Annotated in this window: 20 protein-coding genes; 13 read left to right on the forward strand and 7 right to left on the reverse strand. The window is 72.5% G+C overall.

The window, feature by feature from the left end:
• Positions 1-127 precede the first annotated feature (127 nt).
• Positions 128-1,792 carry a hypothetical protein gene (locus tag OG435_RS20400; RefSeq protein WP_266878540.1) on the forward strand — a complete coding sequence of 555 codons (1,665 nt, stop codon included), beginning with the start codon at positions 128-130 and terminating at the stop codon, positions 1,790-1,792.
• Between the two features lie 32 nt (positions 1,793-1,824).
• Here OG435_RS20400 and OG435_RS20405 read toward each other — a convergent pair whose 3' ends face one another.
• Positions 1,825-2,625 carry a VOC family protein gene (locus tag OG435_RS20405; protein ID WP_266878542.1) on the reverse strand — a complete coding sequence of 267 codons (801 nt, stop codon included), beginning with the start codon at positions 2,623-2,625 and terminating at the stop codon, positions 1,825-1,827.
• Positions 2,626-2,926: 301 nt separating this feature from the next.
• On the opposite strand from OG435_RS20405, the gene OG435_RS20410 reads away from it, so the two are divergent.
• On the forward strand, positions 2,927-3,574 hold the full coding sequence (locus OG435_RS20410; protein WP_250742709.1) for a TetR family transcriptional regulator: 648 nt from the start codon (positions 2,927-2,929) through the stop codon (positions 3,572-3,574).
• Positions 3,575-3,635: 61 nt separating this feature from the next.
• On the opposite strand, the gene OG435_RS20415 is transcribed toward OG435_RS20410, so the two are convergent.
• The 3 genes from OG435_RS20415 to OG435_RS20425 form a co-directional block, all read right to left on the reverse strand.
• Entirely contained in the window at positions 3,636-4,109 is a 474-nt protein-coding gene (locus OG435_RS20415; RefSeq protein ID WP_266878546.1) for a nitroreductase family deazaflavin-dependent oxidoreductase, read from the reverse strand.
• Positions 4,109-5,341, reverse strand: a complete 1,233-nt coding sequence (locus OG435_RS20420; protein WP_266878547.1) for an acyl-CoA dehydrogenase family protein — start codon at positions 5,339-5,341, stop codon at positions 4,109-4,111. Before OG435_RS20420 ends, OG435_RS20415 begins: the two co-directional genes overlap by 1 nt.
• A 101-nt stretch (positions 5,342-5,442) precedes the next feature.
• Entirely contained in the window at positions 5,443-5,940 is a 498-nt protein-coding gene (locus OG435_RS20425; protein ID WP_266881930.1) for a nucleotidyltransferase domain-containing protein, read from the reverse strand.
• A gap of 91 nt (positions 5,941-6,031) precedes the next feature.
• On the opposite strand from OG435_RS20425, the gene OG435_RS20430 reads away from it, so the two are divergent.
• The 3 genes from OG435_RS20430 to OG435_RS20440 all read left to right on the forward strand — a co-directional run bounded on the left by OG435_RS20430 (position 6,032) and on the right by OG435_RS20440 (position 9,506).
• On the forward strand, positions 6,032-7,240 hold the full coding sequence (locus tag OG435_RS20430; RefSeq protein WP_266878549.1) for an acetyl-CoA acetyltransferase: 1,209 nt from the start codon (positions 6,032-6,034) through the stop codon (positions 7,238-7,240).
• A gap of 95 nt (positions 7,241-7,335) precedes the next feature.
• Positions 7,336-8,265 carry a D-alanyl-D-alanine carboxypeptidase family protein gene (locus tag OG435_RS20435; RefSeq protein ID WP_266878551.1) on the forward strand — a complete coding sequence of 310 codons (930 nt, stop codon included), beginning with the start codon at positions 7,336-7,338 and terminating at the stop codon, positions 8,263-8,265.
• A 311-nt stretch (positions 8,266-8,576) separates the two neighbouring features.
• Complete coding sequence (locus tag OG435_RS20440) at positions 8,577-9,506, forward strand: D-alanyl-D-alanine carboxypeptidase family protein (RefSeq protein WP_266878553.1); 930 nt, start codon at positions 8,577-8,579, stop codon at positions 9,504-9,506.
• Between the two features lie 122 nt (positions 9,507-9,628).
• Here the strand turns inward: OG435_RS20440 and OG435_RS20445 are convergent, their stop codons facing one another.
• Positions 9,629-10,099, reverse strand: a complete 471-nt coding sequence (locus tag OG435_RS20445; protein WP_266878555.1) for a hypothetical protein — start codon at positions 10,097-10,099, stop codon at positions 9,629-9,631.
• Between the two features lie 127 nt (positions 10,100-10,226).
• Here OG435_RS20445 and OG435_RS20450 point away from each other — a divergent pair, with 127 nt between their 5' ends.
• The gene (locus OG435_RS20450; RefSeq protein WP_266878557.1) at positions 10,227-10,904 is read left to right on the forward strand and encodes a pyridoxine/pyridoxamine 5'-phosphate oxidase; all 678 of its coding nucleotides are present in this window, start codon (positions 10,227-10,229) and stop codon (positions 10,902-10,904) included.
• 145 nt (positions 10,905-11,049) lie between these two features.
• On the opposite strand, the gene OG435_RS20455 is transcribed toward OG435_RS20450, so the two are convergent.
• The gene (locus OG435_RS20455; protein ID WP_266878559.1) at positions 11,050-11,496 is read right to left on the reverse strand and encodes a Zn-ribbon domain-containing OB-fold protein; all 447 of its coding nucleotides are present in this window, start codon (positions 11,494-11,496) and stop codon (positions 11,050-11,052) included.
• 221 nt (positions 11,497-11,717) lie between these two features.
• Here OG435_RS20455 and OG435_RS20460 point away from each other — a divergent pair, with 221 nt between their 5' ends.
• The 4 genes from OG435_RS20460 to OG435_RS20475 all read left to right on the forward strand — a co-directional run bounded on the left by OG435_RS20460 (position 11,718) and on the right by OG435_RS20475 (position 17,243).
• Positions 11,718-12,938, forward strand: coding sequence for a flavin-containing monooxygenase (locus OG435_RS20460; RefSeq protein ID WP_266878561.1), 1,221 nt, complete (start codon positions 11,718-11,720; stop codon positions 12,936-12,938).
• Between the two features lie 102 nt (positions 12,939-13,040).
• Positions 13,041-13,382: a DUF5713 family protein gene (locus OG435_RS20465; RefSeq protein ID WP_266878563.1), complete on the forward strand. Its 342-nt coding sequence runs from the start codon at positions 13,041-13,043 to the stop codon at positions 13,380-13,382.
• Between the two features lie 246 nt (positions 13,383-13,628).
• Positions 13,629-15,863, forward strand: coding sequence for an acetate--CoA ligase family protein (locus OG435_RS20470; RefSeq protein ID WP_266878565.1), 2,235 nt, complete (start codon positions 13,629-13,631; stop codon positions 15,861-15,863).
• A 576-nt stretch (positions 15,864-16,439) separates the two neighbouring features.
• The gene (locus tag OG435_RS20475) at positions 16,440-17,243 is read left to right on the forward strand and encodes an enoyl-CoA hydratase/isomerase family protein (protein ID WP_266878567.1); all 804 of its coding nucleotides are present in this window, start codon (positions 16,440-16,442) and stop codon (positions 17,241-17,243) included.
• Positions 17,244-17,275: 32 nt separating this feature from the next.
• Here OG435_RS20475 and OG435_RS20480 read toward each other — a convergent pair whose 3' ends face one another.
• Positions 17,276-18,061, reverse strand: coding sequence for a VOC family protein (locus OG435_RS20480; RefSeq protein WP_266878569.1), 786 nt, complete (start codon positions 18,059-18,061; stop codon positions 17,276-17,278).
• 263 nt (positions 18,062-18,324) lie between these two features.
• Here OG435_RS20480 and OG435_RS20485 point away from each other — a divergent pair, with 263 nt between their 5' ends.
• The 3 genes from OG435_RS20485 to OG435_RS20495 all read left to right on the forward strand — a co-directional run bounded on the left by OG435_RS20485 (position 18,325) and on the right by OG435_RS20495 (position 21,556).
• Positions 18,325-18,969, forward strand: coding sequence for an HD domain-containing protein (locus tag OG435_RS20485; protein WP_266878571.1), 645 nt, complete (start codon positions 18,325-18,327; stop codon positions 18,967-18,969).
• Positions 18,957-20,057: a GlxA family transcriptional regulator gene (locus OG435_RS20490; RefSeq protein ID WP_266878572.1), complete on the forward strand. Its 1,101-nt coding sequence runs from the start codon at positions 18,957-18,959 to the stop codon at positions 20,055-20,057. Before OG435_RS20485 ends, OG435_RS20490 begins: the two co-directional genes overlap by 13 nt.
• A gap of 881 nt (positions 20,058-20,938) precedes the next feature.
• Positions 20,939-21,556, forward strand: a complete 618-nt coding sequence (locus OG435_RS20495) for a flavin reductase family protein (RefSeq protein WP_266881932.1) — start codon at positions 20,939-20,941, stop codon at positions 21,554-21,556.
• Positions 21,557-21,599: the final 43 nt, after the last annotated feature.

Below are 21,599 nucleotides of genomic sequence, written 5' to 3' on the forward strand. Positions count from 1 at the left end.
GGACCCTCCCCCGCAGGTCGGCCCGATCGGCCCAACCTGCGGGGAAAGGCGTACAACCCATCGGGGGTTCCACGGGTCTAAGCCCCGTTCAGCTCGTTCATGTCCGGGGGGATCCGTGCGTCACCGTTTGACCTCAGCCGTCGTCGCCGCAACTGCGCTGCTCGGGGGCCTGACCTTGACCGGGTCGGTCCATGCCGCGGCGGAGGGAGCCGACGGGTCCGGTGCGCCGGGTCCGTCCGCCTCGGCCCCCGACAGCGCCCCCGACGCTGTCGCCGCCTCCGACGTCGCCGCGGCCCCCGCCGCCGTCTGCCCGCCGGACATGTACGCCAGGCAGGACGGGTCCCTCAGCGTCCACAGCGCACAGGACGGGACGGGCGTGCCCGAGGGCCTCGCCGTCCACCTGCGGGACAAGAAGACGGGTCTGCGGGTCGCCTCCGTCGACACCTTCCGCAAGGTGACCGACCCGGAAGGCGTCTTCCCCGACTTCCAGCTGGTCTCGGAGCCGCTCAAGCTCGCCGCCCTCGGGATGTACACGCTGGAACTCGGCTCCGACGCCGAGCCCGTCGCCTGCGGGGACTTCGACTACCGGCTGCGCTCGGTGGTCACCCGGGTCGACGCGGCGGACGGGGTGTCCCTCGACCACCTCGGGACCACCGTGACGGCCGACGTCACCACCCTCGACCCGCGGACCGGGGCGAGCGCCCCGCTGAAGAACGCCAAGGTCCGCCTCTCCGGTGACCGCACCTCGCAGGAGGCCACCACGGACGCGCGGGGCCGCGTGTCCGCTCCGTTCACCTTCCGGGGTACGGAGGACCACACCGACGTGCGCGTCGACGTACTGGACACCCCGGAGCTGAGCCCCGGAAGCGGCAGCGAGACCGCCCGCGCGGTCCGCCAGAAGGCCGAGATCGTCCTCGACCCCGAGTCCCGGAAGCTCAAGGCCCGCTACGGATCGACCACCAGCATCACGGGCCGGGCCTACAGGACCGCCGCGGACGGCACGCGCAAGCCCGTCCCCGAGGGCACGCCGATGCTCGCGGACCTGGGCGGCGAGCCGAGGACGACGGCGGACGGCCACTTCGAGCGGCAGCTCAGGACGGTCCACCGCGGCCAGGTGAAGACCACGTGGGCGGGCGGCCGCTCCCCGTGGCTGCGGTACGTGAGCGCCGAGACCGAGGTCGAGGTCGTCGAGGTCAGCTACTTCACCGACGTCAAGACGACGATCGGATCCGCCGGCGTGACCTTCACCGGGAGCCTCGCCCACAAGCCCCTCAGCCCGGCCCCCACCCTCGTCGAAGTGCAGTACTCGGCCGACGGCAAGACGGACTGGACGACGCGCGAGGTCTTCACCGTGGACCTCGGCTCCACCCGGTTCGACCGGACCCTGCCGGGCGAGCCGGACGGCTACTGGCGCCTGCGCTACGCCGCCGCCCCTCGCATGCAGGGCTCCGTCACCGAGCCCGTGCGGCTGACCCGGACCGCGACGGAGTTCACGAAGTTCAACGCGGGGCCGGAGCCCCTGGGCAAGGGCCAGACCTTCTTCGTCAAGGGCACCCTGCGGCACGGAACCCCGGCGAAGGCCTACGGCGGCCAGCTCGTGCTGTTCTACTTCCAGGCCGCCGGCAGCCAGGAGTACGTCTACCAGGGCCAGGCGCGGACCACCGAGGGCGGCGCCTTCTCCCACACCTTCACCGCCGAGGGCACCGGCAGCTGGATCGCCCGCTACCGCGACGCCGACGGCAAGCACTTCGACGCCGAGAGCCGCCGGGACGAGGTCACCGTGAAGCCGTAGCCGTAGCCATAGCCATAGCCATAGCCATAGGCCTAGCCGCCCGTCCTGGTCCGGGGCTCCGAGAGCAGCCCGAAGACCGCGCCCTGGTTGTCCGCGACCACCGCGATGCGCCCGTACGGGGTGTCGAAGGGGTCGGCCGTGACCCGGCCGCCGAGGCGCTGGACCATCGCGACGGACTGGTCGCAGTCCGGGACGGCGAAGTACGCGAGGAAGTGCGCGGGCATGATCTCCGGGAAGGCGTCGGTGATCAGGCTCCGCCCCAGGACGGCGGTGTCCGAGCCGGGCGCCTTGCCGGGCGGGGACCAGACGCGGTACTCGATGCCCGAGGCGTCGTCGTTCTGGTCCTCGGGGACGTAGCCGAAGACCTTGGCGTAGAAGACGTCCACGACGTCGCGGGCCCGGGTGTACACCTCGGACCAGCAGTACGTGTAGGGCTCGTTCTGGGCGTCGAAGCCGTGGTGGGTGCCGGGCTGCCACAGGCCGAAGACGGCCCCGCCGGGGTCGGCGGCCATCGCGGCGGTCCCGTAGGGGCCGACCGGCGTCGGGTCCATCACCATCTGGCCGCCGGCGGCGCGGATGCGCTGGGCGCAGGCGTACGCGTCGGTGGTGTAGAGGTAGATCCCCCAGACGGTCGGCATGCGGCCGTCGGGCTTGGGGGCGAGGGCGGCGACGTTGCGGCCGCGGCTGTAGGCCTGGGTGTAGTGGCCGTACTCGGCTCCCGCACTGTCGGCGAAGGTCCACCCGAAGAGCTCACCGTAGAAGCGCTTGCCGGCTTCCACGTCCGGCAGGGAGGCGTCGACCCAGCAGGGTGAGCCTTCCGCGAATGCGGCCATGAGCCCGGTTCCTTCCGTTGTGCGGGGGTGTGCAAGGGTGTGGAACCTCCGCGCACGTTCTGCCTCGTTCGCCCAGTCATGTCCTCCGGATCATGATGTGCCCGAAAACTTGTCCACAGCCTGTTGATAAGACTATTCGGGGGACAGCGTCCTGAGCCGGACGGCGCGCCCGGGGCGCCCGCCCGGCCGGAATCGGTCGCACCGGCGGGCCGGGACGGGGGTACGCCCAGGCCAGGGGTCCCGTAACCCCATTTGCAGGCGGCCGAATCGCGCGCCGATCACCCCTCGGTAAGCTGACGGCATGACAGGACAAGTACGCACCGTCGACGGTCGCGTTGCCGGCCGGCGCGGTCAGGCGACGAGGCAGAAGCTGCTCGACTGCCTCAGCGAGATGCTCAGCTCCTCGCCGTACCGCGACGTCAAAGTGATCGACGTCGCCCGCAAGGCCGGTACCTCCCCCGCGACCTTCTACCAGTACTTCCCGGACGTCGAAGGCGCCGTCCTGGAGATCGCGGAGCGCATGGCCAACGAGGGCGCGCAGTTGACCTCACTGGTCGAGGGGCGCGCGTGGGTCGGCAAGGCGGGCTGGGCGGCGGCCGAGGAACTCGTCGACGGCTTCCTGGAGTTCTGGCGGCGCAACGACGCGATCCTGCGGGTCGTCGACCTCGGCGCGGCCGAGGGCGACAAGCGGTTCTACAAGATCCGCATGAAGATCCTCAACTCCGTCACCAACTCCCTGACGGAGTCGATGAAGGAGCTCCAGGCCAAGGGCAAGGTCGACAAGGACGTGAGCCCGGCGGCGATGGCCGGTTCGCTGGTCGCCATGCTCGCGGCGGTCGCCTCGCACCAGAAGGGCTTCCAGACCTGGGGCGTCAAGCAGGCGGAACTGAAGCCGAACCTGGCGCTCCTGGTCCACCTGGGCATCACGGGCAAGAAGCCCACGAAGTGAGCGGCGGACCCCCACAGGGTCCGCCGCCGCCTTCACCCCTCTTACGGAACCTCCGCCGTGATCAGCGACGCTCCAGGCGGAACAACCGGATCTCGCGCTCGATGCGCGCCTGGTACGCCGCGTAGGGCGGCCAGAACTTCAGCACCGCCTGCCACGCCGCCGCGCGTTCCTCACCCGCCAGCAGGCGGGCGCGTACGGCGATGTCCTGACCCTTCCAACTCACTTCCGCGTCAGGGTTCTTGAGCAGGTTCCCGGTCCACGCCGGGTGTCCGGGGCGGCCGAAGTTCGAGCCGATCAGGATCCAGCTCGCCCCGTCCTGCTCGGGCATGCACGCGAGCGGGGTGCTGCGCGGTTCGCCGGTCTTGGCTCCCTTGGCGGTGAGGATCACGCCGGGGAGCATCTGGGCGCTGAGGATGACCTTGCCGCGGGTCAGCTTGTGCACCGCCTTGTCCATGGCGGGGATGAAGTGCGGTGCGATCTTGGCGAACAGCATGGTCGAGGAGACCTTCTGCATCAGCTTGACTCCGGGCGCCATCAGACGGTCACCTTCTCGTTCCGTGGGGCGGGGGCGGGGGCTTGTGCGGGCGCGGGTGCGAGGGGCGCGCGGGGCGCGAACAGCCCGGCGGCCTCCGCGGCGTGGGCGCGCAGCCGGTGGACGGGGCCGAAGAGCAGTTCGTCGGCGGCCGCCCGCTTGAAGTAGAGGTGCGCGTCGTGCTCCCAGGTGAAGCCGATCCCGCCGTGCAGCTGGATGGCCTCGCCCGCGGTGATCCGCAGTGCCTCCAGGGCCTGGGCCAGGGCGAGTCCGCCCTGTCCCGGGTCCCAGGCGGCGTAGTAGGCGGCGGAGCGGGCCGCCTGGACCTGTACGTAGAGGTCGGCGAGGCGGTGCTTGACCGCCTGGAACGAGCCGATGGCCCGGCCGAACTGCTCGCGCTGCTGTACGTACTCCACGGTGCGGGCGAGCGCCTGCCCGGCCGCGCCGACCGCCTCGGCGGCCAGGACGGCGGCGGCGCCGCGTCCGGTGGCGGCGAGGGCGGCGCCCACATCGGCCTCCTCGGAGTCGCCCAGCAATTCGGCTTCCACGTCACGGAGTTGGATCCGGCCCTGCGGGCGGGTCTCGTCCAGGGTGGTCTGCCGCGCCCGTACGAGGCCCGGCGCGTCCTCCCGCACGAGGAACAGCAGGGTGCGGCTGCGGGCGAAGCCTCCCGTGTGCGCGGCGACCAGCAGCAGCGAGGCGCTGTGCCCGTCGAGCACCTGGGCGACCTCCCCGTACAGCCGCCAGCCGCCGTCCACGGCGCGGGCCTGCACCCCGCCGGCCCGGCCGCCGCCGGCCCATTCGCCCGGGGCGTCGTCCCCGGTCAGCGCGAGGGCGGTGGCCAGGGCGGGGCCGGGTACGGCCAGTGCGGCGGTGAGCCCGCCCGTCGCGAGCGGCGGGAGCAGGGCGGAGCGCTGGGCGCCGGTGCCCAGGGCGGTGACCAGCGGTACGGCGAGCACGGCGGTGGCCAGCAGCGGCGAGGGCAGCAGCACCCGCCCGGTCTCCTCGCAGGCCAGGACCAGGTCGGCGGGGGTGCAGCCGACGCCCCCGTACTCCTCGGCCACGGCGATGCCGGGCAGCCCGAGCCGTTGGGCGAGCTGCTGCCACAGCTCGGTGTCGTGTCCGGCGGCGGTGCGGACGGCGGCCTTGACCTCGTCCGGGCCGCAGCGTTTGCCCAGGATCTCGCGCAGGGTACGCCGTATCTCGTCCTGCTCCGCGGTGAAGGCGGCATCCATCGTCGGGCTCCTCCCCGTATCTGACGGGCCGTCATGTTAGGGCGATCGGCGCCATATGCACAGGGGGCGGACGGGCCCGCGATATGCGCGGGGCGCTCCCCTCAGAAGTGGGTGGCGATGCCGAAGGCCCGGCGGAGTTCCGCCATGTCCCGCCGGTCGCGGTCCGTGGGCTCGTACCCCTGATGGAAGAAGACCTGCTGCTCGGCGGACAGGCACGGGACGACGACCCCCTCGATCGCACCCGTCACGAAGCAGGAGGCGGGATAGGGGAAGGGGCGCTCCGGATCCAGCGAGGCCTGGACCGCCGAGCCGTCGCCGCCGCCCGCGAAGACCAGCGGGTGGAGGTCGATCTCCCGGCCGTTGGCGTGCGTGACGACGAACCGCACGGGGCGCCAGTCCAGGCTCTCGGAGAAGCCCGCCTCCGCGAGGGCCGCCACCACGGCGGGCTCCTGCTCCTGCCGGTGCATCAGGTCCAGATCGCGGTGGTCCCGGGTCCGGCGGCCGAGGAGCGCGTCGATCCCCCACCCGCCACCGACCCAGACCTCCACCCCCGCCCGGCGCAGCAGCGCCAGCACGGACAGCACCTCGGCGGCCTCCATCACGCGGTGCAGCCTAGGAGGGGCCGCGCCCCCCACTCAACCCACCGGGACCCCCTAGCATCTGACGGTACGTCAGTTGTACCGTCAGGCCATGCCTGTCACCCCTGGACCCCTCTCCGCCACCGCCGGCCCCCAGGCCCGGCCCCGCCGGGTCGCCGTCGTCGGCGTCGCCCTCTCGGACTGCGGCCGGGTGGACGGCCCCACCCCGTACGCCCTGCACGCGCAGGCCGCCCGCCGGGCCCTGGCCGACTCCGGCCTGGACCGGTCGGTGATCGACGGCTTCGCCTCGGCCGGCCTCGGCATCCTGGCGCCCGTGGAGGTCGCCGAGTACCTGGGCCTGCGCCCCACCTGGGTCGACTCCACCTCGGTCGGCGGCTCCACCTGGGAGGTCATGGCCGCCCACGCCGCCGACGCCATCGCGGCCGGCCACGCCAACGCCGTCCTCCTCGTCTACGGATCCACCGCGCGCGCCGACATCAAGGCCCGCCGCCGGACCTCGAACCTCTCCTTCGGGGCGCGGGGCCCGCTGCAGTTCGAGGTCCCGTACGGGCACACGCTGGTCTCCAAGTACGCGATGGCCGCGCGCCGCCACATGCACGAGTACGGCACGACTCTGGAGCAGCTCGCCGAAGTCGCCGTCCAGGCACGGGCGAACGCCGCCACCAACCCGGACGCGATGTTCCGCGACCCCATCACGGTCGACGACGTCCTGTCCTCCGGGATGATCGCGGACCCCTTCACGAAGCTGAACTGCTGCATCCGCTCGGACGGCGGCTGCGCGGTCCTGCTGGCCGCGGAGGACTACGTACCGGACACGGCCAAGGAGCCCGTCTGGATCCTCGGCTCCGGCACCGCCGTCTCGCACACCACGATGTCGGAATGGGAGGACTTCACCGTCTCCCCGGCGGCCGTCTCGGGCCGCCAGGCCTTCGCCCGCGCCGGGCTCACCCCGGCGGACGTGGACCTCGCCGAAATCTACGACGCCTTCACCTACATGACGCTCGTCACCCTGGAGGACCTCGGCTTCTGCGCGAAGGGCGAGGGCGGTGCGTTCGTGGAGAAGGGACGCCTCCTGCGGGACGGCGAGTTCCCGGTCAATACGGACGGCGGCGGACTCTCCGCCTGCCATCCGGGCATGCGCGGTCTCTTCCTCCTCGTCGAGGCGGTACGCCAACTCCGCGGCGAAGCGGGTGAGGGACAGGTACGCAAACGGGGCGGAAGCCTCCCGAAGATCGCCCTCGCCTCGGGCACGGGAGGCTGGTTCTGCTCGTCGGGCACCGTGATCCTCGGACGCGACTGATCACTTGTCAGTCCGGCTGAGTAAGCTCCCGGAGGGGCCGGCACCTCGGTGCCCACGGCCCCTACGGGGAACTCCAGCCATCACGGGGATTTGACTTGATATCGAACCTGCTGCGGCGTTCGCGCGCCGCTCTCGCCATTACGGTCGCCACCGGCGCGCTCCTGACGGTCGCCTCGCCGGCCCAGGCCGTCTCGGGGCCGCCGACGCTGGCCGCATCGGCCTTCCTGATGGACGGCACCACGGGAGCCACGCTCGCCAGCAAGCTGGGTGACACCAAGCGCGAGGTCGCCAGCACCACGAAGATCATGACGGCCTACGTCGTCCTCACCACTCCGGGCATCGACCTCAACAAGCGGGTCACCGTCCAGCAGGAGTACCTGGACTACGTCTACCGGGAGGGCGGGAGCTCGGCCCACCTGAAGGCCGGCGCCACCCCGACCGTCCGCCGGCTGCTGTACGCGATGATGCTGCCCTCGGGCTGCGACGCCGCCTACGCGCTCGCCGACACCTTCGGCTCGGGCACGACCAGGGCGGCCCGCGTCGCGGACTTCATCGCGAAGATGAACGCCAAGGCGAAGACCCTCGGCATGGCCAACACCACCTACGACAGCTTCGACGGCATCTCGCCCGCGGGGAAGGGCCAGTCAACCGCCCGCGACCTCGCGAAGCTCACCCGCGCCGCGATGAAGGGCACCACCTTCAAGTCGATCGTCAAGACCGCCTCGTACAGCAGCGACGGCACCTCCACGGACGCCACGTGGCTGAACACCAACCTGCTGATCAAGCCCGGACACGCCTACCAGACCCCCGGCGCCATCGGCGTCAAGACGGGATCCGGCACGGCCGCGGGCCAGTGCCTCGTCTTCTCCGTGACCCGCAACGGCAAGACGATCATCGGCGTCCTGCTGAAGTCCGACGACCGCTACCCGGACGCGATCAAGCTCACCGACTGGGCCCTCGGCCCGGCCGCCGGTGCCACGACCAAGCGCGCCACCACCGAGCCCATCCCGGACGTCCTCGACTGATGTCGTGACGCCCTGACGCCCTGATGTCGCGACATCCACGGGGGCGCCCCACCCGACCTCTCCGGCCGGGCGGGGCGCCCCCGTTCGTCATCCCCCGGAGCGGGGCGGGCGCGGGCCACGTACGCAAACACCGTGAAACCTCCCACAGGGGGCAATCACCCCCGCCGCGAACGGCTGTTCCGCACCTCCGGCACCCTCAATCCCCGGCGCGACCGGTCCCCTCGCCGGTCCGGCTGCGTAAGCTCCCCGAGGGGCCGGCGCCTCGGTGCCCACACCCCCTCGGGGAATCTCCAGCCATCACGGGAACTGACTTGATATCGAACCTGCTGCGGCGCTCCCGCGCCGCTCTCGCCGTCACCGTCGCCACCGGCGCGCTCCTGACGGTCGCCTCTCCGGCCCAGGCCGCCTCCGCGCCGCCCACCACCGCCGCCTCCGCCTTCGTGATGAACGCCTCCACGGGCGCCACGCTCACCAGCAAGCTGGGCGACGTCAAGCGTGAGGGGGCCAGCACCACGAAGATCATGACGGCCTACGTCGTCCTCACCACTCCGGGCATCGACCTCAACAAGCGGGTCACCGTCCAGCAGGAGTACCTGAACTACGTCGCCCGGGAGGGCGCGAGCTCGGCCTACCTGAAGGCCGGCGCCACCCCCACCGTCCGCCAGCTGCTGTACGCGCTGATGCTGCCCTCGGGCTGCGACGCCGCCTACGCGCTCGCCGACACCTTCGGACAGGGCTCGACCCGGGCGGCACGCGTCCAGAGCTTCATCTCGAAGATGAACACCAAGGCGAAAGACCTTGGCATGACGAACACCCACTACGACACCTTCGACGGCATCTCGCGCGGCAACACCTACATCACCGCGCGCGACCTCGCGAAGCTCACCCGCGCCGCGATGAAGGGCACCACCTTCAAGTCGATCGTGAAGACCACCGCGTACAGCAGCGGCGGCACGTCCACCGTCGCCACGTGGAAGAACACCAACCTGCTGATCCAGCCCCGCCCCACCGGATACGGGATCCCGGGCGCCATCGGCGTCAAGACCGGCACCGGCACGGCCGCGGGCAAGTGCATCGTCTTCGCCGCGACCCGTAACGGCAAGACCGTCATCGGCGTCCTGCTGAAGGACGAGGAGCGCTACGCCGACGCGATCAAGCTCATCGACTGGGCCGCCGGACCGGCCGCCACGTCGTCGCTCCAGCGCAGCGCCACCGAGCCCATCCCGGACGTCCTCGACTGATGTCGTGACGCCCTGATGCCCTGACGCCCTGACATCCACGGGGGCGCCCCACCCGACCTCTCCGGCCGGGCGGAGCGCCCCCGTTGCGCATGCGGCCCCTCCGTCGCAACGTCTCTACGTTCCTAGTACTGCCAGCGGGGCTGCGCGCCGTCCATCCGGCAGTAGATCATCCGCCGGTTGGCGGCGTGGGTGGAGCGTCCGAGGTCGGCCTTGCGGCAGAACTGGCCGGCGTTGTAGCAGTTCCCCGCGTTGGAGACGATCTCGCAGACTCCGCTCGGAGGCTCCTGCGGCGTCTTGCTCGCGACCGGCGGTTTCGCCGTGCTGCGGCTGGGCGTCGGGGCCGGCTTGGCATCGGCGGGTGCCGGGGTCCGGGTCCGCGGCGGGGCCTTCGTGGGGGTCGGAGTCGGAGTCGGAGTCGGTGTCGGCGTCGGCGTCGGCGTCGGCGCCGCGGAGGAGGGCGGGGCCGAAGTGGCGGGGGCCGAGCTCGCCGGTGCGGAGGAGGCCGGTGCGGAGCTCGACGGGACGGCCGGGGCCCCGCCACCCCCCGACGCGGGCCCGCAGGCCACCGCGACACCGGCGACGACCAACGCCACCAGGGCTCTTCGTATAGCGCCGACGCTCTTGTCCATTCCCACGTCTCCCCACCCTCACGACTCGCGTAAAGCACGTAAAACGCACACATCGTAGTGACGGCCGAGCCGCGTGGTGTTCGATTGAGAAATGACGAGCGAGACGAGCGACCTGAGCGACTTCCACGCCACCCTGCACTCCCTGCGCGTCTGGGACGGCCCGCTGCCCTCCTTCGACACGGCCACCGCACCGGCCGAGCCGCTCGAGCTGTTCCGGGAGTGGTTCACGCACGCCGCCAAGGCGGGGCAGCCGGAGCCGCACACGATGAGCCTGGCGACGGTGGACGCGGACGGGCGGCCCGACGTACGGACGCTCATGCTGCACGACGCCGACGAGCGCGGCCTGCACTTCGCCTCGCACTCCACCAGCACGAAGGGCCGACAGCTGGCCGGGCAGCCGGACGCCGCGCTGGGCTTCTACTGGCCGGCGGTGGCCCGCCAGATCCGCATCCGGGGCCGGGTCACCGCCTGCGACGCGGTGGAGAGCCGGGCCGACCTGGCGGTCCGCACGCGCGGGGCACTTGCAGCGGCGCTGACGGGCCACCAAAGCGAGGTGCTGGCCTCCCGGGAGGAACTGGCCGCCGCCGCGGCGCGCTCCTGGGAGCGGGCCGGCACGGAGCCGGACGCCCCGGCGCCGACCTGGACCCGTTACGTCCTCGCCCCCACGGAGATCGAGTTCTTCCAGGGCGACGTCACCCGCCTGCACACCCGCCTCCACTACACCCGCACACCCACCACCCCCTGGACCCGCCACCTCCTGTGGCCGTGACCCCCGTCCAGCCGCCCGGCGCCTGAGACGGCCCGGGCCCATTCAGCCGTCCGGCGTTTGAGGCGCGGGTCCGGGCAGCGCCCGGGGGCCGGTGGAAGGGCGGGTAGGGGACTCCGCCCCGCAGGGCCGCGCCACCCACACCCGGTCAGGCGACGCGCGGCGCGAACACCGCCACCCAAACACCCTCCGCCGCCTCCCGGAAGGCCACTTCCAGGTCCATGCCCACGCGCAGCCCCACCCCCGGCTCCGCCCCCTCCCCACCCACGACCTCGGTCATCATCCGCGGCCCCTCCGCAAGATCCACCACCGCCGCCACATAAGGCACCCGCCCCCCGAAGGGCGGCAGGTCGTTCCGGTGGATCACCGACCAGGTGTACAGCGTGGCCCGCCCGCTCGCCGTCTCCCACGTCACGCGGTCCTCCCCCGCCCAGCAGGCCGGGCAGAACTCCCGCGGGTAGTGGTGCGCCTTGCCGCACTCCCCGCAGCGGCGCAGCAACAGCCGCCCCTCCGCCGCCGCGTCCCAGTAGGGCCGCGTGAAGTCGTCGATCTCCGGCAGGTCGAACCGCGCAGCCGTACCGGCTCCAGTACTCACGACACCACTCCTCCGGGGCACACCCATCACTCAACCTGACGTATCGTCAGTTCACCGGATCCCGCCGCATCCCACAAGCCCCCACCACCGAGGGCCGACCCCGGGGCCGCACCCCCCGGGGGCTCGCCCACACCGCCCCACCACTCCCCGTAATCGATCCGCAACCGATTCCCTCCTCGTCCGAGACCCACCGCCCCCGTACGGCGATACGCTCACACCTCATGCCCGGAGTCCCCACAGCACCCGACCTGTCCACCCAGCCCCGCCCGGTCTACGTGATCGGCGCCGGCCCCGGCGGCCTCGCCGTCGCCGCCGCGCTGCGCGCCCGCGGGGTCCGCGCGGTGGTCGTGGAGAAGTCGGAGTCGGTCGGCGCCGCCTGGCGGAAGCACTACGACCGCCTCCACCTGCACACCACGCGCCGCCTCTCCGCCCTGCCCGGCCTGGCCATACCGCGCCGCTTCGGACGCTGGGTGGCGCGCGAGAACGTGGTGCGGTACCTGGAGAAGTACGCCGAGTTCCACGAGCTGGAGATCGCCACCGGCATCGAGGTGACCCGCATCGAGCCCACCACGGACACCCACCCCGAAGGCTCCGACGGCTCGGCAAGCTCCTCGCCCACCACCCCCGGCTGGACCCTGCACGCGTCCGGCGGCCGCGTCATGGCGGCGGGGGCGGTCGTGGTCGCGACGGGCTTCAACCACACCCCGTTCGTCCCCGACTGGCCCGGCCGGGACGCCTACCCGGGCCCCCTCGCGCACGCCGCCGAGTACCGCAACCCTGCCCCGTACGCCGGCCAGGACGTCCTCGTCGTCGGCGTCGGCAACACGGGCGCCGAGATAGCCGTCGACCTCGCCGAAGGCGGCGCCTCCCGGGTCCGGCTCGCGGTGCGCACGGCCCCGCACATCCTGCGCCGCTCCACCGCCGGCTGGCCCTCCCAGCGGACCGGGATCCTGATCCGGCGCCTCCCCGTCCGCCTGGTCGACCGGCTCGGCGCGATCGTCGGCAAGGTCTCGGTCCCGGACCTGTCCGCGTACGGACTCCCGCGCCCCACCACCGGCCTGTACAGCAGGGTCAAGCAGGGGGCGATCCCGATCCAGGACGTCGGCCTGATCGACGCGGTCCGCACGGGCCGGGTGGAGCCCGTGGCCGCCGTCGAGTCCTTCGACGGAGCCGAGGTGGTCCTCGCGGACGGCTCCCGGATCACCCCGGACGCCGTCATCGCGGCAACCGGCTACCGCCGCGCCCTGGAGGGCCTGCTCACCGGCCTCGACGTACTGGACGACCGAGGCCGCCCCCGCACCCACGGCGCCAAAACCCCACCGGGCGCCCCGGGCCTGTATTTCACGGGCTTCACCAACCCGATCAGCGGAAACCTCCGCGAACTGGCCCTGGACGCCGAGAAGATCGCCAAGCGTATCGCCCGTACGACGGGCACGCGGTAGACCCCTCCCCCGCGCGCGGGTCCGTTGTCAGTGGTCTGGTGCAGCATCGGCACATCGGCGGTGATGCGCCGACCCGTCGAAGCACACACGTGGGGGACCACCATGCTGATCACGAACCGCCAGGTCGCGGCCCGCTCCTTCCTGAAGCCGCTCTACGCGGACGCGTACTACCCCGACCACGTCCTCGACCAGGGCCGGGCCATCCTGCTCCGGCTGTGCGCCCGCATCGAGGCGGAGGCCCCCTCGGACCTGGCCGCGCTGTACGTGCTGACGGGTGCGGCGACCGAGGAGTTCAACCTGCTGGAAGCGGAGTTCGAGGCCGCCGGGAGCGAGATCGAGACCGTCGCGCGCGAGGAGATAGCCGAGGACTTCGCCTTCGTGGCCTCCGCGTACGGATTCCAGGACGCGGACGTGGAGGCGCTCATCGCCCCCCGGGAGTGGTGAGGCCCCCCAGGCCTTCGGGCCCCGCAGGCCCTCTGACCTCGGCCGAATACTGGTCTGGACCGGCCCGCGGCAATCTGAGACCGTTCCCTGAACGACCCCTGGCGTCCGGCCTCGGGGGGTTCCACACATCACCTCCACCAGCTTTCCTGTGCATCCCTGTTCCTGACGGCACGTCAGTTCAGTAATCTGACTACGCGTCAGTTATTGAGATTCGTCGAGGTTCATCGAGCAGGAGCGGGCGGAACGATGCTTGGATCTACTCACGGCACCCTCACCACCGACTTCCGCGCACGTGTCGAGGCCTGCGGGGAGACCCCCAGGACGGCCGTCCACTCCACAGCGGCCCCGTCCGCCGAGGACACGGTCGCGCTCGACGTCAGCGGTCGGCCCCTGCACGCCGACGCTCCCGACCTGGACCGGTTCTTCCGGCCCGAGTCCGTGGCGGTCATCGGCGCCTCGGACGCCGACGGCAGACCCAACACCGGCATCACCCGCCAGCTCATCGCCTGGGCGGAACGCGTCGGCGCCCGGCTGCACCCCGTGCACCCCACCCGGACCACCGTCTTCGGGCTGCCCTGCCACGCCTCCGTGGCCGACCTGCCCGAACAGGTGGACCTCGCCGTCCTCCTGGTCGCCGACCCGCTCCCGATCGTGGAGCAACTGGCTGAAGTCAAGGTCAAGTTCGCCGTGGCCTTCGCCTCCGGCTTCGCCGAGACCGGCGACGAGGGCGCCGCCGCACAGGCCCGCCTGGGCGCCGCCGTACAGCGCTCGGGCCTGCGCCTGCTCGGCCCCAACACGAACCTCAACGCCTTCGAGAAGTTCCGCGACGACCTCGACGGCCCGGCCATCGCGCTCATCACCCAGTCCGGCCACCAGGGCCGGCCGGTCTACACCCTCCAGGAGCTGGGCATCCGCCTCTCCCACTGGGCGCCCACCGGCAACGAGGCCGACCTCGAAACCTCCGACTTCATCTCCTACTTCGCCGAGCAGCCCGAGGTCGGGGCCATCGCCTGCTACGTGGAAGGCCTCAAGGACGGCCGGCAGTTCCTCCTCGCCGCCGACCGGGCCGCCCGCAACGGCGTCCCCGTCGTCGCCGTCAAGGTCGGCCGCACCGAGACCGGCGCCCGCATGGCCGCCTCGCACACCGGGAAGCTGACCGGCGCGGACACCGTCGTCGACGCCGCCATGCGGCAGTTCGGCGTCATCCGCGTCGACGGCCTCGACGAACTCCAGGACACCGCCGCCCTCCTCGCCCGCGCCCGCAAACCGCTGGCCGACGGCGTGGTCGTGTACTCCATCTCCGGCGGCACCGGCGCCCACTTCTCCGACCTGGCCACCGAGGCGGGCCTCAGCATCCCCACCCTCTCCCAGGCCAAGCAGGACGAGCTGCACCAGTGGATCCCGGAGTACCTGGGCGTCTCCAACCCTGTGGACAACGGCGGCCACCCGGTCGGCGACTGGCGCGGCCGCAAGATCATCGACGCGATCCTCGCCGACCCCTCCGTAGGCGTCCTGATCTGCCCGATCACGGGCCCCTTCCCTCCCATGAGCGACAAACTGGCGCAGGACCTCGTGGACGCGGCCGAGCAGACCGACAAGCTGATCTGCGTGATCTGGGGCTCCCCGGTCGGCACGGAGGAGGCCTACCGCACCACCCTCCTCGGCTCCTCCCGGGTCGCGACCTTCCGCACCTTCGGCAACTGCATCACCGCCGTCCGCGCCTACCTCGGCCACCACCGCTTCACCGCCGCCTACCGCTCCCCCTTCGAGGACGCCCCGCGCACCACCTCCCCCTCCTTCCGCAAGGCCCAGGCCCTCATGCGTCCGGGCCAGCAGCTCAGCGAGCACGCGGCGAAGCAGCTCCTGCGCGCCTACGGGATACGCGTGCCCCGGGAACAACTGGTGACCAGCGCCGCAGCGGCCGTACGCGCCGCCGGACTGGTCGGATACCCGGTCGTCATGAAGGCCTCGGGCCCCCAGCTCGCCCACAAGACCGAACTGGGCCTGGTCAAGATCGGCCTGACCTCCGCGAGCCAGATCCGGGACGCCTACCGCGAGTTGACGGACATCGCCCGCTACGAGAACGTCCCGCTGGACGGGATCCTCGTCTGCCAGATGGTGGAACGCGGCGTCGAAATGGTCGTCGGCGTCACCCAGGACGACCTCTTCGGCCCCACCGTGACGGTGGGACTGGGCGGAGTCCTGGTGGAGGTCCTGCACGACGTGGCCGTACGGGTCCCTCCCTTCGGCGAGGACCAGGCACGGGCGATGCTGGGGGAACTCCGTGGGCACGCACTGCTGGAGGGCGTACGGGGGGCGCCCCCCGCGGACGTCGACGCGCTGGTGGAGGTCATCCTGCGGGTCCAGAGGATGGCGATGGAACTGGGCGACGAGCTGTCGGAGCTGGACATCAACCCGCTGATGGTTCTCCCCCGGGGCCAGGGGGCGGTGGCGCTGGACGCCCTCGCCATCTGCCACTGAGAGGCCACCCGCCCTCCTCCTCGACGCGGAGCTCGCACCGCTGCGCGGGCCTCCGGCCGGCGGTGGCCCGGCGGGGCTGCCGCCACCGCCGTCCCGGCGCGGGGCCCGGTGGGCGCGTGCGGGCAGGCCCTGCGGGGCGAAGTCCCCTACCCACCCTTCCACCGTTCCCCGGGCCAGCCCGGACCCGGTCCTCAAACGCCGGACGGCTGAAAAAACCAAACCCCGGCCGGGGCTGAAGTGTCCCCAGGCCGGGACTGAGCTGTCCCCCGGCCGGGGACGGGGGCTGCGGGGCCAGGGCCGGGGACGGGGGCGGGGTGGGGTGTTGGCCGGGACGTAAAGCGTGATTTGTGGCGCACAAGAAAGCCACAACTGTCGAACGTCGGGGACAGGGCGCCTAAATCATGCAGTCCAGGCCAACACCCCACCCCGCCCCCGGCACCGGCCCACCACCCGCAGCCAACCCGCGCGCAGGCCAACCCCAGCCCCGCCGGCGCTTGAGGCGCAGGGGCCCGGGGACTGGTCCCCGGCAACGGCGCCGCACCCACACCCCCACCCACCGACCAACAGGAGCCCACCATGACCGACACCCCGGAGGACGAAGTCCTCCACCGCTTCGAGAGCGGCGTCCGCTGGATCACCCTCAACCGCCCGGAGGCGATGAACGCCGTCACCTGGGACCAACGCGAACGCATCATCGGCCTCCTCACAGAAGCCTCCGCCGACCCCGACGTCCGCGCCGTCGTCATCACCGCCACCGGCAAGGGCTTCTGCGCGGGCGCCGACCTCCGAGGAGCGCCCGCCGCGCCGGCGGAGCGGGTCGTCGGGGACGTGGCCCGCATGATCCGGCTCGGCGCACAGCGCCTGATCACGGCCGTGCTCGACTGCGAGAAGCCGGTCATCGCCGCCGTGAACGGCACCGCGGCCGGCATCGGCGCACACCTCGCGCTCGCCTGCGACCTGGTCATCGCCGCCGAACAGGCCCGTTTCATCGAGGTGTTCGTCCGCCGGGGCCTGGTCCCGGACGGCGGCGGCGCGTACCTGCTCCCCCGCCTCGTCGGCCCGCAGAAGGCGAAGGAGCTGATGTTCTTCGGGGACGCCGTCCCCGCGGCCGAGGCGGAGCGGCTCGGCCTGGTGAACAAGGTGGTTCCCGCGGAGGCGCTGGAGGAGACCGCCCGGGAGTGGGCGGAGCGCCTCGCCCAGGGCCCCACCCGCGCCCTGGCCCTGGCGAAACAGCTGGTCAACGCCTCCCTGGACGGCGACCGGGCCACGGCCCTCGCCGCCGAGGCCACCGCCCAGGAGCTCAACATGACCACGGCCGACGCGAACGAGGGGGTCGCCAGCTTCGTGGAGCGCCGCACCCCGAAATACCTCGGCCGGTAAGCCGGGTAAGCCGGGCAAGCCGGGACGCCCCGCTACATCCGCGGGTCCGGCGTGAGCAGAGCGAACACCGCTCCCGTCGGGTCCGCCGTCCACGCCATCCGCCCGACCTCCGGGAGATCGGCGGCGGGCATCAGCACCGAGCCCCCGCCGCCCCGGACCGCGGCCACGGTCGCGTCCACATCGGCGACGTTGAAGTACGGCACCCAGCGGGGAACCTCGTTGCCCGTGCCCTCACCCAGCGGCGCGACCCCTCCGAAGGAGCCGTCCTCCTGGTCCCCGTCGGCGATGCTCAGCACCCGGTAGGTCATCCCGGGTGCGTCCATCTCCGCCGAGCGCCACCCGAAGAGGCCGGCGTAGAACTCGACGGCCGCGACCGGGTCGGCGACGTGCAGCTCCGCCCAGACCAGGGCGTTGACCTCGGAGGTCAGCCCCAGCCCGGCGGTCCTCCCCGGCTGCCAGCACGCGAACTCCGCGCCCTGCGGGTCGGTGAACTGCGCCAGCCACCCCTCCCCCATGACGTCCCCGGGCTCCATGCGGACCGTTCCGCCGCCCGCCCGGACGGCCGCCGCCGTCTCCTGGATGTCGGGGGTGTCGAAGTGCAGCATCCACGCCGGCTTGGCGCCCTCCTCGGTGAGCGGCCCGAGGGCGGCGACGGTCTTGCCGTCGACCTGGAAGAAGCCGTAGCCGCCCGCCTCGGGGCCGAGGGAGAGGAACTGCCAGCCGAAGACCCCGGTGTAGAACGAGACGGCCCCGTCGGTGTCGGGGCTCCCGAGGTCGAGCCAGTTGGGCGATCCCTTGCGGAAATCGGTGCCGAGCATGAAGTTCCTCCTGTGCCTGCGTACGTCCGCCGCTGCTACCGGGTCGGGGCGGGCCCCCGGTCCCCCCGCCACGATGCCGAGCCCGTACGGGGCCCGCGCCCCGGGGAGCCCCGTACGGCGGTGGAATCACCCGTACGGACGCGCCCCGCCCGCACCCGTGTCCGTATCTGTGGGATGTACGGCCCCACGGCCATGGCGGGAGGCCGCGCGGACCCCGAAGACTGGTGCTGACCCGCAGGGGACCCACGAAGGGACGACCGGCCATGACAACGGCAACGACACCGGTACCGGTACCGGTACCCGACTCACGCCTCGCCAAGGAGGCCACCGAACTCGTCCGGGACAGCGTGAGCGAGCTGCTCTACGACCACTCCCGCCGCGTGTACTTCTTCGGCAGCCTCCAGGGCCGCCGCCTCGGCATCGAGGCCGATCCGGAACTGCTCTACGTGGCCTCGATGTTCCACGACCTCGGCCTCACCGAGCCCTTCCGCACCAGCGGCCGCCGCTTCGAGGTGGACGGCGCCGACGAGGCGCGCCGCTTCCTGCGGACCCACGGGGTCCCCGAGGACGCGGTGCGCCGGGTGTGGACAGCGATCGCCCTGCACACCACCCCGGGCATCCCGGAGCACATGGAGCCCGAGGTGGCCCTGGTGACGGCCGGCGTGGAGTACGACGTGCTCGGCATCGGCTTCCACGACCTCTCCGAGGCGGACCGCGCGGCGGTCGTCGCCCTGCACCCGCGACCGCGGTTCAAGGAGCGCATCCTGCGCGCCTTCGCCGACGGCGTGGGGCCCAAGCCCGAAACGGCCTTCGGCAACATCAAGGCCGACGTGCTCGCGCACCACGTGCCCGGTTTCGAGCGCGCGGACTTCGTACGCGTCGTCCTGGACTCGCCGTGGCCCGAGTAGCCGCCCGGCCCGCCCCGCACAGCATCGTCATCGTCGCCTTCGACGGCGTGCAGCTGCTCGACGTCACGGGTCCCGCAGAGGTGTTCAGTACCGCCAACCTGCACGGTGCCCGCTACGAGGTCCGGATCGTCTCCCCGGACGGGTCCGACGTCCGGACCTCCTCGGGCGTACGCATCGGTGCGGACGGCGGCCCGGACAGCCTCCCGGCGCGGCCCGGGACGCTCGTGGTCCCCGGCCGCAGCGACTGGCGGCGGGCCGTCGCCGATCCGGCCCTGACGGGGCTGGTCGGCGAGCTGGTGCGGCGTTCGCGCCGGGTCACCTCGGTGTGCGCGGGGGCCTTCGTCCTGGCGGAGACCGGGGTGCTCGACGGGCGGCGGGCGGTCACGCACTGGAGGCTCGCGGCGCAGCTCGCGGCGGCGTACCCGCGGGTGCGCGTGGAGGCGGATCCGGTGTTCGTGCAGGACGGGCACGTGGTCACCTCCGCCGGGGTGACCTCCGGCATCGACCTCGCGCTGTCCCTGGTCGAGGAGGACCACGGGCCGGCCGTCGCCCGGGAGGTCGCGCGGGAGCTGGTCGTCTTCATGGCCAGGCCCGGCGGGCAGTCCCAGTACAGCGCCCGGCTGACCCCGCGCGAGGCCCGGCACCCGGTGCTGCGCACGGTCATGGACGCCATCGGGGCCGACCCGCGGCTCGCGCTCGATGAGGTCGCCCGGGACGCCGGGATCAGCGGCCGGCACCTCGCCCGGCTCTTCCGTTCGGAGACCGGGATGACGCCGGGGCAGTACCTGGAGTCCATCCGCCTCGAAGCCGCCCAGGTCCTCCTGGAGGCCGGGGACGATCCGGTGGACACGGTGGCCGAGCAGTCGGGCTTCGGCTCCGCCGAGACGATGCGCCGCGTCTTCCAGCACACCCTGGACCTCGCCCCGACGGCCTACCGCGCCCGCTTCCGCAGCACGCGCACGTCCCCGCCGTCGGGGTCGCCGATCAGCACGAACAGCTCGGGCTCCGCCGAGGTGCCCGCGACCTCCCACCTGAGCGAGGCCTCCGGGCACTCGGGCACGGTGAGGACCACGGCCGCCCGGTCGTAGAAGCGGTCCGCCTCCCGGGGCTCCCACGTGCCGTGGCCCGAGCAGCGGTCGACCACCTCGAACCCGTCGTCCACCGGCAGCTTCTCCGCCGTCACCCCGCCCTGCGCGTCGAGTTCCAGGCGGATTCCGGCACCGGTCCACTCGCCGACGTAGTCGCCCTGCGACAGGACCGGCGGCTGGTACGGCCCCGACCGCGACGGCCAGGCCGAGCCGGCGACGAAGGCCACCACGGCCGCCACCGCCGCCACCCCGAGCGTCCACCGCCGCACCGAGGACTTCGTCCGCTGCCGCATCCGTGCGTACACGGCCACCGCCACCGGGAGCACCCCGGCGGCCGTGAGCCAGCCGCACGTGGCGGCGTACGGCGCGCTCGTCAGCAGGGCCACCGGGGTGGCGTACACGGCGCTGAGCACGGCGAGGACCGGCAGGGCCCACCAGGGTGCAGGGATGCGGGTGCGCACACCGGCGGCGTTCGAGAGCGCCATCACGGGGACGGTGACGAGCGTGCTGTGCACCCAGCCCAGCGCGAAGGCCAGCAGCGGCAGGACGAAACAGATGAAGACCAGCCCGACGATCGCGCCGATACCGCCGCCGTAGCCCTGGCCGTAGGGGTCGTCCATCACTTCCGCGAAGGTGGCCATCTGGTAGAACACCCCGGCGGCCACGAACTGCCCCGCGGCGACGGTCTCCCCGCCCGGCGCGGCGCCGCTCCAGTCGCGTCCCTTCGGCTGCGCCACGGCCACGCCGTTCCACGTGCCAGCACCCACGGCGATCCCCCCGGATCATTAATTGAACACGTTCAATCCATGGCGAACCCTACACCCCCCTTCCTATCTGACGCACCGTCAGCTTCAATCGGGAGGGTGATGGGACACGCAGGGATGGCGGCCACCGTCGTCCGATACCTCAGGTCAGTCGGCTCCCTCCCCTCCGCCGCCGCGGAGCCCGGGGCCGAGCCCGTCGAAGCACTGCCCCGCCCCGATCTGCGGGCCGTCGGCGAACACGAGCGTGCACCCGTCAGCCCCGCCGAGTTCCGCGCCGTACTGGGGAACTTCGCCAGCGGGGTCACGATCATCACCTCGCCGCCCGGCGAGGGCGAGGAGGGTCCGGCCGGCTTCGCCTGCCAGTCCTTCGCCTCGCTCTCCCTCGACCCCCCGCTGGTCACTTTCATGGTGGCCCGTACGTCGACCACCTGGCCCCGCATCGCACGCACCGGGGTGTTCTGCGTGAACATCCTCGGCGCCGAACAGGGCGACCTGTGCCGGGCCTTCGCCGTCAGCGGCGCCGACAAGTTCGCCGGGGTCGCGCACACCCCGGCCCCCGCCACGGGCTCCCCGCAGCTCGACGCCGTGCCCGCCTGGATCGACTGCCGGATCCACGCCGTGCACACCGGCGGCGACCACCTCATCGTGGTCGGCAAGGTCGAGGCCATGGGCGCGGCCGGCGAGGGCGAGCCCCTGCTCTTCCACAAGGGCCGCTTCGGCCGCTTCGCCGACTGACCCGGGCCGGTGGCGCCCCACCACGAGAGGGGCCCCGGCCGCA

This window comes from Streptomyces sp. NBC_01264, assembly GCF_026340675.1.
Lineage (GTDB): Bacteria > Actinomycetota > Actinomycetes > Streptomycetales > Streptomycetaceae > Streptomyces.

Excerpts from the sequence above, each read along its gene's own strand:
- OG435_RS20425 (WP_266881930.1), bottom strand. The coding sequence starts at position 5,940 with ATGGAGGCCGCCGAGGTGCTGTCCGTGCTGGCGCTGCTGCGCCGGGCG.
- OG435_RS20410 (WP_250742709.1), top strand. The coding sequence starts at position 2,927 with ATGACAGGACAAGTACGCACCGTCGACGGTCGCGTTGCCGGCCGGCGC.
- OG435_RS20450 (WP_266878557.1), top strand. The coding sequence starts at position 10,227 with ATGACGAGCGAGACGAGCGACCTGAGCGACTTCCACGCCACCCTGCAC.
- OG435_RS20430 (WP_266878549.1), top strand. The coding sequence starts at position 6,032 with ATGCCTGTCACCCCTGGACCCCTCTCCGCCACCGCCGGCCCCCAGGCC.
- OG435_RS20480 (WP_266878569.1), bottom strand. The coding sequence starts at position 18,061 with ATGCTCGGCACCGATTTCCGCAAGGGATCGCCCAACTGGCTCGACCTC.
- OG435_RS20495 (WP_266881932.1), top strand. The coding sequence starts at position 20,939 with ATGGCGGCCACCGTCGTCCGATACCTCAGGTCAGTCGGCTCCCTCCCC.
- OG435_RS20420 (WP_266878547.1), bottom strand. The coding sequence starts at position 5,341 with ATGGATGCCGCCTTCACCGCGGAGCAGGACGAGATACGGCGTACCCTG.
- OG435_RS20470 (WP_266878565.1), top strand. The coding sequence starts at position 13,629 with ATGCTTGGATCTACTCACGGCACCCTCACCACCGACTTCCGCGCACGT.
- OG435_RS20465 (WP_266878563.1), top strand. The coding sequence starts at position 13,041 with ATGCTGATCACGAACCGCCAGGTCGCGGCCCGCTCCTTCCTGAAGCCG.
- OG435_RS20485 (WP_266878571.1), top strand. The coding sequence starts at position 18,325 with ATGACAACGGCAACGACACCGGTACCGGTACCGGTACCCGACTCACGC.
- OG435_RS20405 (WP_266878542.1), bottom strand. The coding sequence starts at position 2,625 with ATGGCCGCATTCGCGGAAGGCTCACCCTGCTGGGTCGACGCCTCCCTG.
- OG435_RS20460 (WP_266878561.1), top strand. The coding sequence starts at position 11,718 with ATGCCCGGAGTCCCCACAGCACCCGACCTGTCCACCCAGCCCCGCCCG.
- OG435_RS20415 (WP_266878546.1), bottom strand. The coding sequence starts at position 4,109 with ATGGCGCCCGGAGTCAAGCTGATGCAGAAGGTCTCCTCGACCATGCTG.
- OG435_RS20475 (WP_266878567.1), top strand. The coding sequence starts at position 16,440 with ATGACCGACACCCCGGAGGACGAAGTCCTCCACCGCTTCGAGAGCGGC.